The sequence below is a fragment of the Rhizomicrobium sp. genome (genome assembly GCA_037200045.1).
GTDB lineage: Bacteria > Pseudomonadota > Alphaproteobacteria > Micropepsales > Micropepsaceae > Rhizomicrobium.
The window spans coordinates 631,443-646,767 of record JBBCHM010000001.1; the positions used below are offsets into that span (position 1 = coordinate 631,443).

Annotated in this window: 10 protein-coding genes, 1 tRNA gene and 1 pseudogene; 5 read left to right on the forward strand and 7 right to left on the reverse strand. The window is 58.9% G+C overall.

What is annotated here, in order from left to right; all coding sequences use genetic code 11:
- Positions 1-687 precede the first annotated feature (687 nt).
- The 3 genes from WDM86_02830 (at position 688) to WDM86_02840 (ending at position 6,406) form a co-directional block, all read left to right on the forward strand.
- Complete coding sequence (locus WDM86_02830; GenBank protein MEI9988951.1) at positions 688-3,747, forward strand: RHS repeat-associated core domain-containing protein; 3,060 nt, start codon at positions 688-690, stop codon at positions 3,745-3,747.
- Between the two features lie 283 nt (positions 3,748-4,030).
- Positions 4,031-5,926, forward strand: a complete 1,896-nt coding sequence (locus WDM86_02835; GenBank protein MEI9988952.1) for an RHS repeat-associated core domain-containing protein — start codon at positions 4,031-4,033, stop codon at positions 5,924-5,926.
- A gap of 9 nt (positions 5,927-5,935) precedes the next feature.
- Positions 5,936-6,406 (forward strand): hypothetical protein, encoded by a 471-nt coding sequence (locus WDM86_02840; protein MEI9988953.1) that lies wholly within the window; start codon positions 5,936-5,938, stop codon positions 6,404-6,406.
- Positions 6,407-7,164: 758 nt separating this feature from the next.
- Here the strand turns inward: WDM86_02840 and WDM86_02845 are convergent.
- A protein-coding gene (locus tag WDM86_02845) for an IS5 family transposase (GenBank protein ID MEI9988954.1) occupies positions 7,165-8,006 on the reverse strand; the annotation gives its coding sequence in 2 pieces (ribosomal slippage) (positions 7,165-7,619 and positions 7,619-8,006; 843 coding nt in all).
- Between the two features lie 1,248 nt (positions 8,007-9,254).
- On the opposite strand from WDM86_02845, the gene WDM86_02850 reads away from it, so the two are divergent.
- Positions 9,255-9,704, forward strand: a complete 450-nt coding sequence (locus tag WDM86_02850; protein ID MEI9988955.1) for a hypothetical protein — start codon at positions 9,255-9,257, stop codon at positions 9,702-9,704.
- A 151-nt stretch (positions 9,705-9,855) separates the two neighbouring features.
- Here WDM86_02850 and WDM86_02855 read toward each other — a convergent pair whose 3' ends face one another.
- Entirely contained in the window at positions 9,856-10,719 is an 864-nt protein-coding gene (locus tag WDM86_02855) for a serine protease (GenBank protein ID MEI9988956.1), read from the reverse strand.
- A gap of 137 nt (positions 10,720-10,856) precedes the next feature.
- The gene (locus WDM86_02860) at positions 10,857-11,849 is read right to left on the reverse strand and encodes an IS1595 family transposase (GenBank protein ID MEI9988957.1); all 993 of its coding nucleotides are present in this window, start codon (positions 11,847-11,849) and stop codon (positions 10,857-10,859) included.
- Between the two features lie 116 nt (positions 11,850-11,965).
- Between WDM86_02860 and WDM86_02865 the strand changes: the two genes are divergently transcribed.
- Complete coding sequence (locus tag WDM86_02865) at positions 11,966-12,187, forward strand: DUF6471 domain-containing protein (protein ID MEI9988958.1); 222 nt, start codon at positions 11,966-11,968, stop codon at positions 12,185-12,187.
- Positions 12,188-12,194: 7 nt separating this feature from the next.
- Here WDM86_02865 and WDM86_02870 read toward each other — a convergent pair whose 3' ends face one another.
- From WDM86_02870 to WDM86_02885, 4 genes and pseudogenes are all read right to left on the reverse strand, one after another.
- Entirely contained in the window at positions 12,195-13,022 is an 828-nt protein-coding gene (locus WDM86_02870) for a hypothetical protein (protein ID MEI9988959.1), read from the reverse strand.
- 141 nt (positions 13,023-13,163) lie between these two features.
- Positions 13,164-13,240: transfer RNA gene (locus WDM86_02875), tRNA-Arg, on the reverse strand.
- Positions 13,241-13,268: 28 nt separating this feature from the next.
- On the reverse strand, positions 13,269-13,982 hold the full coding sequence (locus WDM86_02880; protein MEI9988960.1) for a hypothetical protein: 714 nt from the start codon (positions 13,980-13,982) through the stop codon (positions 13,269-13,271).
- An 85-nt stretch (positions 13,983-14,067) separates the two neighbouring features.
- Positions 14,068-15,314, reverse strand: a pseudogene (locus WDM86_02885) (IS256 family transposase).
- Between the last annotated feature and the right edge of the window lie 11 nt (positions 15,315-15,325).

Below are 15,325 nucleotides of genomic sequence, written 5' to 3' on the forward strand. Positions count from 1 at the left end.
CAGCGGCACGCCTGCGCCTGAAAGTGTCCATGAATGGGTACGGCTGCTGAATCTTGGCGGGCGCAATAGCCTTGCGCCCGTGATTTGGGTGTCACCATTTGAGTTCAAAAGAACTGGGATCGAAAGGCTGATCTTGCTCTCACATTCAAATTACCATGGATTTTTGCGCTTCGTAGATAGGTATCGCTGTTCCACTCAAGCAGGCTCGCTGCCCGTAGACGGATCGATTCAGATCGCCCAATTCTCTGAGAGCAGTCGATTCGAAGTGGTTTGCACAATGCCACCTCGAAAAGCCTGCGAATTCTTTGCTAGGTCTCTACAACAGAGATATTTTCTCTCATCCGACTCTGCAATCTCTGATCTGCGCTTTCTCGCAAAAAGTGTGGGATGCTAACGATCAAGAGACACAAATCGGTTTGTTCCAGCAAGCTATTCGAACGGAACGGACATCTACTTCGATTATACACATACGCCGCTTGGGTTGCCCCGAAACGGAGTGTGGTCTGGAACGCCGCGAGAACGAGAAGGAAAGAGAGGGTGGGCCCCTCGGCGGATTTTCGCCGAACAATTATATTGCCAAAGGGCAGCGCTCTTCCGGTCCGCAGAAAACTCTCCCACTCGGACACGCTATCAGGTTGTATAAAATCGGGAGGTGATGCGTATCTCCAAACTCAAAAACAATACGATGTGGCTTCAAGCTCTCGCAGCCTACTACATCCGCAACGGCGTGGACCCTCGACGCGCTGGAGCCGTGCGGCCTGCAACCCGTGTCGTCGGCTTACGCGTGTCGGCGTCAATGGCGGGGCGGCGAGCTGCCCGACCTATGGCGCCTATCTGAAGCAGACCGAGGCCTTCGCGTCGGACGGCGTCACCCAGATCGGCCCCGTCGCCACGGCCTATTACGACGCGCTCGGCCGCGTCATCGCCCAGGACGTGCAGGGCTATGGCGGCGGCGCCAGCCGCACCGCCACGGTCTACGACGCCAACGGCCGGGTCTACGAGACCAGCCGGCCCTATTTCGTGTCGGGCGGCACGCCCAGATGGACGGTCGACACCTATGACGACCTCGGCCGCCTGACGCGCCAGGACCTGCCCAATGGCGGCTATGCCACCGTCGCCTATAACGGCCTGACCGTCTCCACCGCCAACGACCAGGGCCAGACGACCGCCGTCACGCGCAACGCCCAGGGCCTGAACGCCTCGGTGACCGACGCGGCCAGCCACGCGACGTCCTATGTCTACGACGCCTTCGGCGATCCTCTGACGGTGACCGACCCTTCCGGCAACGTCATCGCCAACAGCTTCGACATCCGCGGCAACAAGACCGCCTCCGCCGATCCCGACATGGGCTCCTGGAGCTATGTCCCCGACGTTCTGGGCGAGATCCGGTCGCAGACCGACGCCAGGAGCCAGACCACGACGCTGTCCTACGACCTGCTCGGCCGGGTGCTGGAGCGCAACGAGGCCGGAAGCTACACCGACTGGGTCTATGACGGCGCCGTCCATGGCGTGGGGATGGTGCAGGCAAGCTGCACCTCCGCGTCGAGCAATCCGAGCTGCGCGTCGGCCACCACGGCCAAGACCTTCACCTATGATGGCCTGGGCCGGCCCACGGGCACGACGATCGCCGTCGGCGGCACGAACTATGCCTATGCCACGGCCTATAACGCCACCAACGGGGCCGTCGACACCGTGAGCTATCCCTCCGGCCTGGTGGTGAAGGACCTCTACAACGCCTATGGCTATCTGTGCCGCGTCACCGATAATGGCGGCAGCCACACCTGCGCCACGGGCTCCGACAGCCATGTGCTGTGGACGCTGTCGGGCGCCGACGCCGAGCTGCATCCGACCGTCCAGACCGCCGGCAACGCCGCCTTCTCGACCACCCAGACCTACGACGCCAACACCGGCCTGCTCACCAATGTCCGGGCCGGGGCGTCCGACGCGGTGGCGGCGTTCGACTACGGCTACGACACGCTGGGCAACCTGACCTATCGCTCCGACAACCACCAGGGCATCTTCGAGAAGTTCTGCTACGACGCGCTGAACCGGCTGCAATACTCGGCCACCGGATCCTCCGGCCCCGCCTCCTGCACCAGCGGCGCCATCACCAAGTCGGTCGGCTATGACGCGCTGGGCAACATCACCGCCAAGTCCGATGTCGGAACCTACTCCTATCCCGGCGCCGGCACGGCCCACCCGCACGCCGTGTCGTCCATCGCCGGCACCGTCAACGGCGTGACCAATCCGGGTTACACCTACGACGCCGACGGCAACATGACGGCCGGCGCCGGCCGAACGGTCACCTACACCGCGTTCAACATGGCGGCCTCCATCGTCCAGGGCAGCACGGCCGATTGCCTGACCTATGATTCCGACCACGCCCGCGTCGCGATGGCGGTCTATGCCGGCACCGCCTGCGGCGGCACGCTGAGCTCGACCACCACCTACCTCAACGACCCCGCCTCCGGCGCCATGAGCGAACAGCTCGTCGCCGGCGGAACCACCACCTGGCACGATTATCTCAAGGTCGGCGGCGCCATCCTGGGCGAGCGGTTCTACACGGTCGGCGGCGCGACGAGCTGGAAGTACTTCGTGCTGGATCATCTGGGCTCGGTCGCGGTGATGACCGACGACGCCGGCGGCGTGGCCGAGCGCCTCAGCTACGACGCCTGGGGTCGGCGCCGCAACAGCGACGGCACCGACAACGCGGCATGCAGCATCACCTCAACCACGACACGCGGCTACACCGGCCATGAGATGCTGGACAGCATCTGCGAGATCAACGCCAACGCGCGCATCTACGATCCCACGCTCGGAAGGTTCATGAGTCCGGATTCGACGATCCCCGATCCGTTCAACGGCCAGAGCTTCAACCGCTATAGCTATGTCATGAACAATCCTCTCTCCCATTACGACCCGTCCGGATATGCGCCACAGACACGGACCGTCATCACCAATTGCGAGAAAGACGTGTGCACCGGATCGAAGGTTCCGGGAGGATGCGGCGGCTGCTATATCGGCTTTGGCGCGCAATTTCTCGCGTTCACTTCCGGAGCCTCGGGTGCGGGTCTCGGAGATGCGTGGACCGGAAGCAGCACCGCGACCGGAAGCAGCACCAGCGGCGTTTGGGTGCAAACGTCCGAAACCCTCGTCGGCACGCCGATCGAGACGGTGGTGGTAACCTGCTGCTTCTGGGTGTCGTTCAACTACAGCTTCCCCACGGTGCAGGGATCCGGTGGAAATGAAACCGCGGGCGTAGATGGAGGAATCTTCGGGGTCGCAGGTGGCGCAACAGGACACTGGCCAGGACATGGTGCAACTGGACACTGGGAAGGAGAGCCGCCTCTGGAGAATGGGGGTGAAGGCGTCCTGTTCAACATCGGACTTGCGATTGCCACTTTCGGCGCAAGTATTCCCGAGCAAATTGGAATAAGGGGCGCAGAGGAAACCGGTCTGGAGACGGTGACGCACTTCACCAGTGCAGCAGGTGCGGCGGCAATTGGTGAAGGGGGCACTCTAAATGCAGGCTCCTTCGTAACGACAAGCAATTTGTCGGGAATGAGCGCATCTCAGGTGGAAGGCGCGCTCGAAATCGACGCTGGGAAAGGTGCGTTCTCGACCACGTTTCAAACTCCTGCGTCCAACCTAGGGCCTGCGTTCAACGGGCCGCTCACAAGCGGAGGTGCACCACAGTTCCAGTTGGTGAACCCCACGCAAGTAACGACGTTTGTGCCAACACCATAACTGTGGGACCATATTAGCGATGGGAAAAACAAAGGGTCTTTACAAAGAGGAGTTTCCAAAGGGTTCTAGGGTCCGCATAGCAGGCCGCTCCTTTTTGGAAGAGTTTTCGAGAACTTGGAAGCTCCACAACAAATTGAACCCAGAGCAATTGAATTATGCTGGTCAGATAGCTGTGGTGGAGGATGTGGGATTCTACCATGGAGGTGACGAGCTTTATCGCTTACACGGTGTTCCGGGTATTTGGCACGAGCAATGTTTGGAGGCGATGCCCTAGGGCACTTCCTTGGACCTCTTCATCAGCCGTGGTCGGCATCGTCCACCATATCCGCGACGACGCGGATACGGCTACGACACGCTGGGCAACCTGACCTATCGCTCCGACAACCATCAGGGCGTCTTCGAGAAGTTCTGCTACGACGCGCTGAACCGGCTGACCAACGCGGCCACCGGATCCTCGGGCCCGGCCTCGTGCACCAGCGGCGCCATCACCAAGTCGGTCGGCTATGACGCGCTGGGCAACATCACGTCCAAATCCGATGTCGGGACCTACAGCTACCCAGCCGCCGGCACGGCCCACCCGCATGCGGTGTCGTCCATCGCCGGCACCGTCAACGGCGTGACCAATCCGGGTTACACTTACGACGCCGACGGCAACATGACGGCCGGCGCCGGCCGAACGGTCACCTACACCGCGTTCAACATGGCGGCCTCCATCGTCCAGGGCAGCACGGCCGATTGCCTGACCTATGATTCCGGCCACGCCCGCGTCGCGATGGCGGTCTATGCCGGCACCGCCTGCGGCGGCACGCTCACTTCCACCACCACCTACCTCAACGACCCCGCCTCCGGCGCCATGAGCGAACAGCTCGTCGCCGGCGGAACCACCACCTGGCACGACTACCTGAAGGTCGGCGGCGCCATCCTGGGCGAGCGGTTCTCTGTCGTGGGCGGCGCGACGAGCTGGAAGTACTTCGTGCTGGATCATCTGGGCTCGGTCGCGGTGATGACCGACGACGCCGGCGGCGTGGCCGAGCGCCTCAGCTACGACGCCTGGGGAAGACGCCGCAACAGCGACGGCACCGACAACGCGGCATGCGGCATCACCTCAACCACGACCCGGGGCTTCACCGGCCACGAGATGCTGGACAACATCTGCGAGGTCAACGCCAACGCGCGCATCTACGATCCGACGCTCGGAAGGTTCATGAGTCCGGACCCGACGATCCCCGATCCGTTCAACGGCCAGAGCTTCAACCGCTATAGCTATGTCATGAACAATCCTCTCTCCCATTACGACCCGTCCGGATATGCGCCACAGACACGGACCGTCATCACCAATTGCGAGAAAGACGTGTGCACCGGATCGAAGGTTCCGGGAGGATGCGGCGGCTGCTATATCGGCTTTGGCGCGCAATTTCTCGCGTTCACTTCCGGAGCCTCGGGTGCGGGTCTCGGAGATGCGTGGACCGGAAGCAGCACCGCGACCGGAAGCAGCACCGGCGGCGTTTGGGTGGAAACGTCCGAAACCCTCGTCGGCACGCCGATCGAGACGGTGGTGGTAACCTGCTGCTTCTGGGTGTCGTTCAACTTTGAAAGCTTCAATCAATTCGGCCTCGCCAATTACGGCGCCTCGAACCGCGACCCGACCCCAATAGGTGGCGGTGATACAAATGGCACAAATAGGGTGAATTGGAACGGCATTGGTGAAGCATTTGGGGCAACGGGGTATGCTGTCGACGGGCAAGCAGTGTTCACGAGTGGAGTAGGTCTTTTTGCAAGGGGCGAAGGCGCCGCGGAGGCTTTTGAGCGCGTGGGAACCGTGTTCAAAACTTTCAGCGGAGCGGCTGTAGTCGGGGAGCAGACTTTCGAAGGAATATCAGCAATCAGTAAAGGGGCGCCCGTGGGTGCCACTGCGATTGGCGTTACCGCGAACAGCGTAGCCATTGTCGGAACGTCTATCGGCGCAGATGCACTTATTGGCGCTGGTGTTGGTTCGTTCGCTCCTGGAGTCGGAAACTTAGCTGGCGCAATTGGCGGGACGGCGGTAGGGGCATTGGTCGGTTTTGGCATGCCCAGCCCTTCCGCCACCGGGCAAGCGATATTGCAAGGCTATTCGACCGCAGCGCAAGCCGAACGGTTCAATGAAGAAAATGGCATCCCAATGTATTATCCATTTTGACAGGAAAATATGACAGCGATTGCACATTATCGAAAGTTGAAGGTGTGGTCTCAGATCGGATTCGTGTTGCTGGTACTTATGCTTGTGCCCTATGCAACCTTTTGGAGCTATGGCGGGCATCTTGTAAGTCGTGCCTTGGCCTCCCCGCGCGGCGTATTCGTAATCCCCGCAATTGCGTTTGGCTGGATCGCCGGCTTTTTTGTTTTTCTCGTAATCGCCGCCGTGCTGAAACAACTTTTATATTGTGAAGGCAGGGCTGTCTGGATTGAACAAGGAATGTTGATCTTTGTCCGCAGATGGATCTTCTCGGTGCGATGCGAAGAGATTGCAAAGGTGTCTAACAGCGCCAATGGTCAAGCAGTAGTAGTCCATTTGCGCGATGGCGGAGAAAAGACCTTCCCCGTTGGCTCCTTGAAGGAATCCCCCGCTGAGATAATTGATCGGCTAGCCGATGTGCTGAAATTACCTCCTCGCCAATAGACACAAATGGTTGGCTTAGGCGCGAGCCTTGGCGGTGGATATAATGCAGTCGTCAACGGCGAAAGTGTTGGATATCCCGCGTTGAACTGGCAGTCCCAGACCGGCAATAGCGTTCTGGTAGCAGACGCCGGTCATGTGGCCGGATTTTGGTTTAGCAACGCTACCAGCATGAACCAAACGCGGGGATGATTTTCTTGTGCAGAATCTCACGCTCGGTGTCATCAATTTCCAGTTTGCGCAAAGCGGTAACATTTGTGTGTTCAGTGTCGGGCCTGGGGTGGGCTCGCAACAAGCGAATATCACACAACCCGACGATCCCCGATCCGTTCGACGGCCAGTCGTTCAATCGCTACAGCTATGTCCTCAACAACCCGCTGTCGCTGACCGATCCCAGCGGCTTGGTGGACGAGAGCCAGGAGAGGCACTTCAACAAGTACTGGATCAACGCGTGCGCTCATGCGGTGTGTACGGGCTCGCACGTACCCGGCGGCTGCGTCACCTGCACCGAAATGGTCCTGGTATCCACAAGCAGCATACAAGTGAGTTCCAGCTCGCCCAACGGCGCGGGCCCAAACACGGGCGGCGAAGCGGGGAAATTCGTCGTCGGCGGCGACTTCGGCGTTTCATCGGTCGGCATCGGGAGTACAGCGTCTGGAAATGATCCAAATAGCGCCGGCCCTCCTCCCAATTCTCCGCGTGTGGGTAGATCTGTCTCGGGGGAGGTTGGGCCACTTAGAGCCGATCCGGAAAGAACTGAATCATTTTGAGGGATTTGCGGCAAGTCGCCTGAGCATGATGCGGATCATGGCGAGGCGGATGAAGGCCGCGACGGTTGTGGCGTAGCGCTCGAAGTCGCGCGCCAGGCGTCGGTTGCGGCTGATCCAGGCCAGGGTGCGTTCGACGATCCAGCGTTTTGGCATGACCACGAAGCGGTGGGCATCGCTGCGCTTGACGATCTCGATGACCCAGGTTCCGGTGGCGGCGACGGCATCGGCGGTCTTTTTGGCGTTGTAACCGCCGTCGGCGAAGATACGTTCGATGAAGGGAAACGATCGCCGCGTCCGCTTGTCGAGGACCAGCGCTGCGCCGTCGCGATCCTGGATGTCGGCGCTGTGGACGGCGACGCTCAGCAACAGGCCGAGCGTATCGACGAGGATGTGCCTCTTGCGGCCCTTGACCTTCTTGCCCGCGTCGTAGCCTGAAGGATCGAGCAGAGCCCCCCTTTGAGCGCTCCCTTGGCGCTCTGGCTGTCGATGATGGCGGCGGTGGGGCTGGCCTCGCGGCCTTGGCTCTCGCGCACTGCCACATAGAGCGCGTGATGGATGCGCTCCAACGTCCCGTCCCAGTTCCACAGTTCGAGATAGTCGTGAACCGTGCTCTTGGGCGGAAAATCCTTCGGCAGCGCCTGCCATTGGCAGCCCGTCCAAAGCACATAGAAAATGGCGTTCAAGACTTCACGCACATCCGTCGTGCGCTTGCGCCCGCCGCGCTTGGCCGGGGGTATCAACGGCGCCGCAAGTGACCATTCCTCATCCGTCATGTCGCTGGAATAGCGAAGACCATTGCGTCTCGCCGACAGCCGGTGCTCCGGCTTCCACATCGGGTGCTCCTGTTGCGAATCAGCACCCACAACGGAATCACAACCGATTCACCCGACTCAACTTCTTTCCGGATCGGCTCTAAGCTACACGATGACGCAGCTTTGCAATGAAGCTTTTTGCGGTGCCGACCTGACTCTTCACTACAACGGAAAGGCGCAGAATTTAGACTGGATTCAGACATACAGTGTTCGGAGCGCTTTTCTCGGAGAAGACGGCACTTGGAAATCCGATAGTGACAACCCACCCTTTTTCCCGAACGACTACTCCTCGGGCCCGAACTTCATGGATTGGCCCTCTTGGAGGGGCGACAGAAGCTTCCAGGCTCAAACATCCCTTGTAAGCATGAACGCCGACGGTTCCTACAGTGTTATCACCACCATACAGTGGGGTTACGCTTACACTAATGCGAACGGTTTCGGCCCTAGCGGAGTGACTCTTTATACTCCAGTCATGGCAATCTCCAATGCTACCCAACAGCATTGGCTGAATTCGGTGAAGGCGAAATGAAGAAGGCTCGCATTTCCATTTTTGTCTTGCTGCTTTCGCTGCCAGTCGGGCGGCTGGATGATGCTGATGCGAAGGTATTCTCGGGATTGCCCTCATCTGTGAAAGATCTTCTCCATGGAGAGACTCCTAACAGGGGCGCCAGAAACTGGATTAGGATAATTACGCTGACACCCCGAAGTCGCCCTTCACCAATTATCTTTATCTCTCCAACAAAATTTGACGTACGCAGGCCGCAAGAGTTGATTTTACTGTCACGTCCACAATATCGATCCTTCTCTCGAATCTCGTGGGAGAATCGCTGCAAATTTGTTTCGGACTACGAACCGTCACAGGTTCTTGAGGTCACACAGCGCGCAACCGGGAGAAGCCGCATTCTATGTAGAATGTCCCTCGAAAGCGCCTGCCGGTATCTGAACGAGATAGCGACGATCAAATCATTCGATTGGAATAGTCGTAAGTGGAAACCCCTCCGAAAGGTGCGCTCAATCTTTAGATGCAGGTGACACAAATGAGGCGACCAACGGCGTCTATTTCCGGGCAAAACGACGTTGGGCTGACGGACGTTGCGTCAAAGCCTGGGTTCGGCCCTCACGTAGTTGGACTATCGTTACACCGCACAAGACCTTGCAACCCTGAACCCACACCCGTATCTCAACTTTCTATCCAAAATACCGAAAACCTGCGGTATGTTGGCGCAAACGCCACAAGCAAAATGGCGAGTGCCGCCATAGCTTTAGGCGATGGGCGATGCGTTCATTATCTCGGGTCTGAAAGAGCGCCGGTCTGCCATCGCTGGTGAGATCGCAGACCTCTACAAGCGCCTGGACAAGCTACAGGCAGACCTGGTTCACGTTGACGGCGTGCTGTCCCTGTACGGCCTAGAGCCGTCCGAAATTCCCACCAAGGGCCGGATGCCCGCCCGGTCAACCTACTTTGGCCGGAACGAGATAAGCCGTCGCTGCCGGGACATGCTCCGGCAGAAGGGGGCCATCCGGGCCGATGACGTGGCGGTGCAAGCCATGCTGGATAAGCGGCTAGACCCCGACAAGAACCGCAAAATCCGGACGGACTTCATCCGACGCATCCTTGTATCGCTCCACGACCTGCGGAAGGCAGATACGGTCGAGAAAGTCGGTCATGGGCGCGGGGTGAAATGGATAGCGAAGGAAATGCCCAGTCAAGACGACTAGGCCACCACTCCGCTTTGAGTTAGATTCTGATTTGGCGATCCGCGTGGAGGTGCAAACTCCACGCCTGGATGCATACGCCGCGCCTTGCGAAGCAATCGGCTAGAGCAATCTAACCGAGGGAAGGCGTATTGTCATGCACAAATCTCCGCAGCTACGGATCGACGCCGCAATCTGTGAGAAAGGTGCGCAAGTCTCCCAGCATGACAGCGTGGCCGATAACAAGCTGCACCTGTTGCCGAAGCTCTTCCAATACCATCGCGACGACCTGTGCCTCCGAGAAAGTTCGCGTTTTGCCGTCAGGCGACGTTGCGGTGAAAGTAAATCCAGATGGCTGATTTTGGAGCGCATTGAGCGCCGACAACGCCACGTCGGACAGCGGAGCAATCTTGTTATCTGCAACACCAATTACCTCGCCGGTCTCTACAAGAAGGACCGGGCCGCCAGAATTGCCATGATTGATTGCGGCATTAACAACGAGTTGAGGCACAATTTTATTGGTCTTCGTTCTCACTCCATCGATGCCAGCGATATAGCCAACACTCAGCATCGGCGGAACACCCACGTAGCCAGATGGAAATCCCCAGAATGCAATCTCTGCGCCGTACGCCAAATCAGGGGTATTCGAAATTGGAAGCGGGTTCCCAGAAATTGGAGTCTCTGGCTTCAACAACGCAAGGTCTTTGTCATAATCAGCTCGCATTACCTTTGCGGCCACAAGGGTCTTGTTGTCGGGAAGCGCTATCACGGGGTTCGCGCACCCATCGATAACGTGGGCAGCTGTGATGACATTTCCGCTCTTGTGCAAAAACCCGGTCCCAAACGTCCCATTTTCTTTGCAGATAACTCGGAAGACAGAAGTTACCGCCGCTTGTCCGGTGTGACCGGCAGAATCCGTCTCCAACGGCGCCGCAGTCCCAATCGTCTGCGTCCCTTGCGCATACGCACCTTGCTGCAACGAGCCTAGGAATACTGCGATGACAAATATCGTTGTGGTAGTCATGTTGCATTGCTGCATGGTCCCCTCCCAGAGCGCTCATCTAGCCCAGCCCAGCACCACTTCTGAAACCGTCGCGCAAAGTGCTGTGCTGCCGCCTGTTGATACAAGGCCGATATTCACGACTGGCCGCAATCATCGTTCCAAGTCGAACCGAGTTACGCTGCCTTATGCCGTTGATAGTACCCGCTGAAATCCACCGAAGGCCCACGCTTCAACGCCAATTCCGTCACGCGGCGAACCTGCGTCCCGTTATCGACCCGGCGCGCATCTTCGCGGAATGCGGACTCTTGTGCGTAGCGCAGAAGGTACGGCCCGGCGACGTGATGGAAGTGACCGGCTTCCGCGCGACGGATGCGGGAGAAATAGCTTTCGGCTTGGTTCGTGCAAGCCTCGCCGTCGCTGTAGGCTTCCTGATGGTTGATCCGCTTCATTTCATATTTCGAAGAGAGGCTATCCCAACTTGACGCTTCATCAGCGTTGACAACGGTCCCCATTTCAATGCGCGACTTGATCCAAGACACGGCGGCGCTTTCCGACTTGAACACGGCGGGGAGCGAACGACCGTTGCGCTCGCGAACGATGATAAGGGACTGGCGCTTGCCGTTCTGGTTCGCGGCAAGGCGACGGTCGACGCGATCCTCTTTGCGATTGGCCGGACGGATATAGCCTCCGAAATACGCGCCATCGGTCTCAGCAACCTTGCCAGCGCCGCCGATCTTGCGACCCTTGAACTCTTCCGCCATCGCCTCGCGGACCTTGTGCATCAGAACCCAGCAAGCCTTGTGGGACATGCCGAGATCGCGCGACAGCGCCAGCGCGTTCTTGCCTTTGACTTCGTTCATGGCCACGGCAATCGCGGCCAGGTACGTCCGCAGCGGGGCCTTGTGCGAGGCGAACAGCGTGCCGGACGTGATCGTGAAGTCCTTGCGGCATTCCTTGGCCTTGCACCGAAAGCGGGGTGAGCCCGTGACGCGGCGCGAAGGATAGGCCCCGATGCAGCCGCAGGACGGGCACACTGGCTCGCCGTCCGTATCGGACCAGCGGATTTTGCGGAACGTGGCCTCAGCTTCCGTTTCCGACATCCGAAAGACATCGGCCAGACGGAGCGTCCGGGCGGCTTTCGTTTGGAGGAAATGGGTTTTGGGCACTTGTCACTGTATCCGTTACTTGTGTAACGGATATGGCGGCAATAGGTAGCCTTGTCAATGGCGAATGTAACGGATATGGTGATATTTACGACGTGGCAAAACCGTTAGGATTTCCAATGGCTTCCAAGGTGGATTGGACAGAAAAAACCAAGAATCTCCTGAAATCGGAGATGAAGCGCCACGGCGTGACCTATGACGGGCTGGTGGAACGGCTTAGCAAGATCGGCATAGACGATACCGCCGTGAATATCCGCAACAAGGTCGCGCGTGGCGGGTTTACAGCGGTGTTTCTGGTGCAATGCCTAGAGGCGATGGGCGTGCGGGAGTTACGACTCTAGAGATGCGTTATCTCCATTGCTGGCCATCATATACAAATCGCTTTGAATCGCTTGGCATCGGAAGAACGCCCGCGAGATTTGAATCAGTTATTGGCTCGCTCGTGTAAATAGCTACCGGCTGACCGTTCGTGGTCATGTGCAAGCTCCATACAAATCTCACTTCAACGATCGCGTCCTTAATTGGATTAGCCGGAAGAAAGATATCGGTCTCTTTCGTCGCCTTTCCTGGGATGACATTTACGATGCAATATTGAACTGCTGGTACTGAAAATGAATCTCCCTCATTGACAGAAAATACTTCTGGCTGTCCCTGATTGATTATCGTGTTGATGCTGTTGCCGCTCGGCGCGATGATGCTCCCCGGTGAATTGGTCACTGACAACGAAGGTGTGACGTGCCTTCTTGTAGTTCCGGTATCTGGCTTTGGCTTCGGTTTAGGAGGCGGAGCAGAACTGTTCGCTTGTGGTGAAATAGGTGTGGGACGCGCTGGCGGGATAGGAGAATGAAATTGCTTTTTCTGGCCAAGCGGAGGCATCGAAATCGAGATGGGATGAGTATGTCGATAAATTACCGCTCCATTCACAACTGAGGCGATAGCGAATGCTAATGCCCAAATGATCTTCCATGTCTTTGACAGACTGGAAGTTGCCAATCCCAGCCAACCAATCAACGTCCCAAAAACTAGGGCTGGAATGATGATCAAAGGATCACCGTTTGAAAACCAAACAGTGATCCAAATTGCGAGAACTGCGGCACCGATGCCGCCCTCGATAGCGACGCGCACGGCCCGCGCTTGCTCACCGAGCCATGTTGCAATTGACCTAGCGACGCCCATCCCCGACTCCTACCGCAACCAGCGGTAAGAGGGCGAATCCTCCGAAACGGGTAGCGGGCGCTCATCCCACTTCATCCCGCGATATCTCGCCAGTCCCGGGTTCGCTGGGTTTGTGGCGCTTGCGCCAAGATACCGAAAACCTGGCGACCCCGGCCCGATTCGAACGGGCGGCCTACGGTTTAGGAAACCGTTGCTCTATCCTGCTGAGCTACGGGGTCTGCAGGTTTTCCAACATTCGAAAATCCGTCATCCAACTTTTGCCCCATGTTTGTTCCGGTGGGCAAGCCTTTTCGCTTGGATCGATTCCACAAACCGCTCGTCGGGATGAACGTAGTGCTCCCCAGCCGACCGGGTGGAGTGGCGTGCCAAGCCGCGCGATTCATCGACGGTACCGCCGGCCGCGCCACCCTCCGTCAGCGCGGTCGTCCTGAAGTCTTGGAACTGGAGCTTCGTAGGCAGGCCCGCGGCGGTCCGGATCTTCGCATGGACTTTGATGAGTGTGCTCTGGTTCCACATGCCCCCGATACGGTCGTTGGTGAACAGCGGGGCGTCAGGAAGTTTCGCGGGTTGCGAAGCGAGATACTCATCCAGCGCAGCCTTGGCGATCGGAAAGAGCGGGATGGGCGCACCCTCCATGCCGGTCTTGGCACGGGATACATCGATACAGCGACCGTCATAGGATTTGCGCAGCAGGGTTCTGACATCAATGGGCGACTGTCCAATGCTGTCGAAGACGTGTGCCATCGCGACGATCGACGCCCACTTTAGCTCGCGAGCCTTGTCGATGTAGAGCGCGGCTTGATCGGGATGCCAGACAACCGTGCGCTTCGGCGGCGATTTGATCGTCACGTCGAGTGCGGGATTTTGGGGGATCCAATCTTCCGACACCGCCCAGGTCAGCGCCGCACGAAAGGTTCCGAGGATGTGATAGGCCCAAGTGAGAGTCTTCTCGCGTCTCACGCGCTTGTAATGGGAGTGTCAGAAGTTTTGTGTAAGATCGGCCTCTGTGATTGGGTTGCGGGGTCAGCGGACTGACCCCATGGGGTCAGTCCGCTGACCCCGCGAAACGGTCGCCGAACTGGATGGCAAACTGGCTCATCGCAGCGGTCCATTCAATAGCCCTTCGCCAATGGACGGATGCGTTCCTGATGGCGAGATAGAGCAGCTTCAGCGCCGCCTCGTCATTGGGGAAGCTGCCGCGGGTCTTGATGATCTTGCGAAGCGAGCGGTTCAACGCCTCCACCGCATTGGTGGTGTAGATCATTTTGCGAATCTCCGGCGCGAAGGCGAAGAACGGAATGACGTGCTGCCAGCTGCGCCGCCAAGCCTGGCCGATCGCGGGATAGCGCTTGCCCCACTCGGCCTCGAAGTCTTCCAACCGCTGCAGGGCGGCGTCCGCGTTCTCGGCGCGATAGATCGCCTTGATCGACGGCAGGATCGTCTTGCGATCCTTCCAGGAGACGAAGGACAGGCTGCTGCGGATCAGGTGCACGATGCAGGTCTGGACCAGCGTCTGCGGGAAGACGCTGTTGATCGCTTCGGGAAAGCCCTTCAGCCCGTCGACGACGGCGATCAGGATATCGGCGACGCCACGGACCTTCAGATCGTTCATCACCCCCGCCTTCGCGGGGGCAGGCTCTTGAGCCAGAACTTGGCGCCTTCCGTCTGTTCGATCCAAAGCCCCAGTACATCCTTGTCGCCGCACGGTTTTAATCCGAGCGCGACGTAGATCGCCTTGTTCTTGACCGTGCCTTCGTCGCGGATTTTGACCCGCAGGGCGTCAAAGAAGACGACCGGATAGACCGGTTCGAGCGGCCGGCTCTGCCACTCGCGGACCTCGTCCAGCACCGCGTCGGTGACCTTGCTGATCAGATCGGGCGAGACCTCGGTGCCGTAGAGCTCGGCCAAATGGCCCTGGATCTCGCGCACCGTCATGCCGCGCGCATTCAGACTGATGATCTTGTCGTCGAAGCCGTCGAAGCGGGTCTGGCCCTTGGCGATCAGCTGTGGCTCGAACGTGCCGGCGCGGTCGCGCGGCACCTCGATCTGCACTTCGCCGTCCTCCGTCAGCACCGTCTTGCCGCTCGTCCCATTGCGGCTGTTGCCGCTGCCCCGGCCGGCCGGGTCGCCCTTGGCGTAACCCAGGTGATCGGTCAGCTCGGCGCCAAGCGCCCGTTCGATCAGCGCCTTCTTCAGGCGCACGAATAGGCCATCCGCGCCGGTAAGGTCCGCGGGCTTGAGCCCACCAGACAGCAATTGATCCAGAATCTCAGGGGAAAAATCCGTAGCCATGTGAGTCTCCT

Excerpts from the sequence above, each read along its gene's own strand:
- WDM86_02840 (MEI9988953.1), top strand. The coding sequence starts at position 5,936 with ATGACAGCGATTGCACATTATCGAAAGTTGAAGGTGTGGTCTCAGATC.
- WDM86_02850 (MEI9988955.1), top strand. The coding sequence starts at position 9,255 with ATGGGCGATGCGTTCATTATCTCGGGTCTGAAAGAGCGCCGGTCTGCC.
- WDM86_02855 (MEI9988956.1), bottom strand. The coding sequence starts at position 10,719 with ATGCAGCAATGCAACATGACTACCACAACGATATTTGTCATCGCAGTA.
- WDM86_02865 (MEI9988958.1), top strand. The coding sequence starts at position 11,966 with ATGGCTTCCAAGGTGGATTGGACAGAAAAAACCAAGAATCTCCTGAAA.
- WDM86_02870 (MEI9988959.1), bottom strand. The coding sequence starts at position 13,022 with ATGGGCGTCGCTAGGTCAATTGCAACATGGCTCGGTGAGCAAGCGCGG.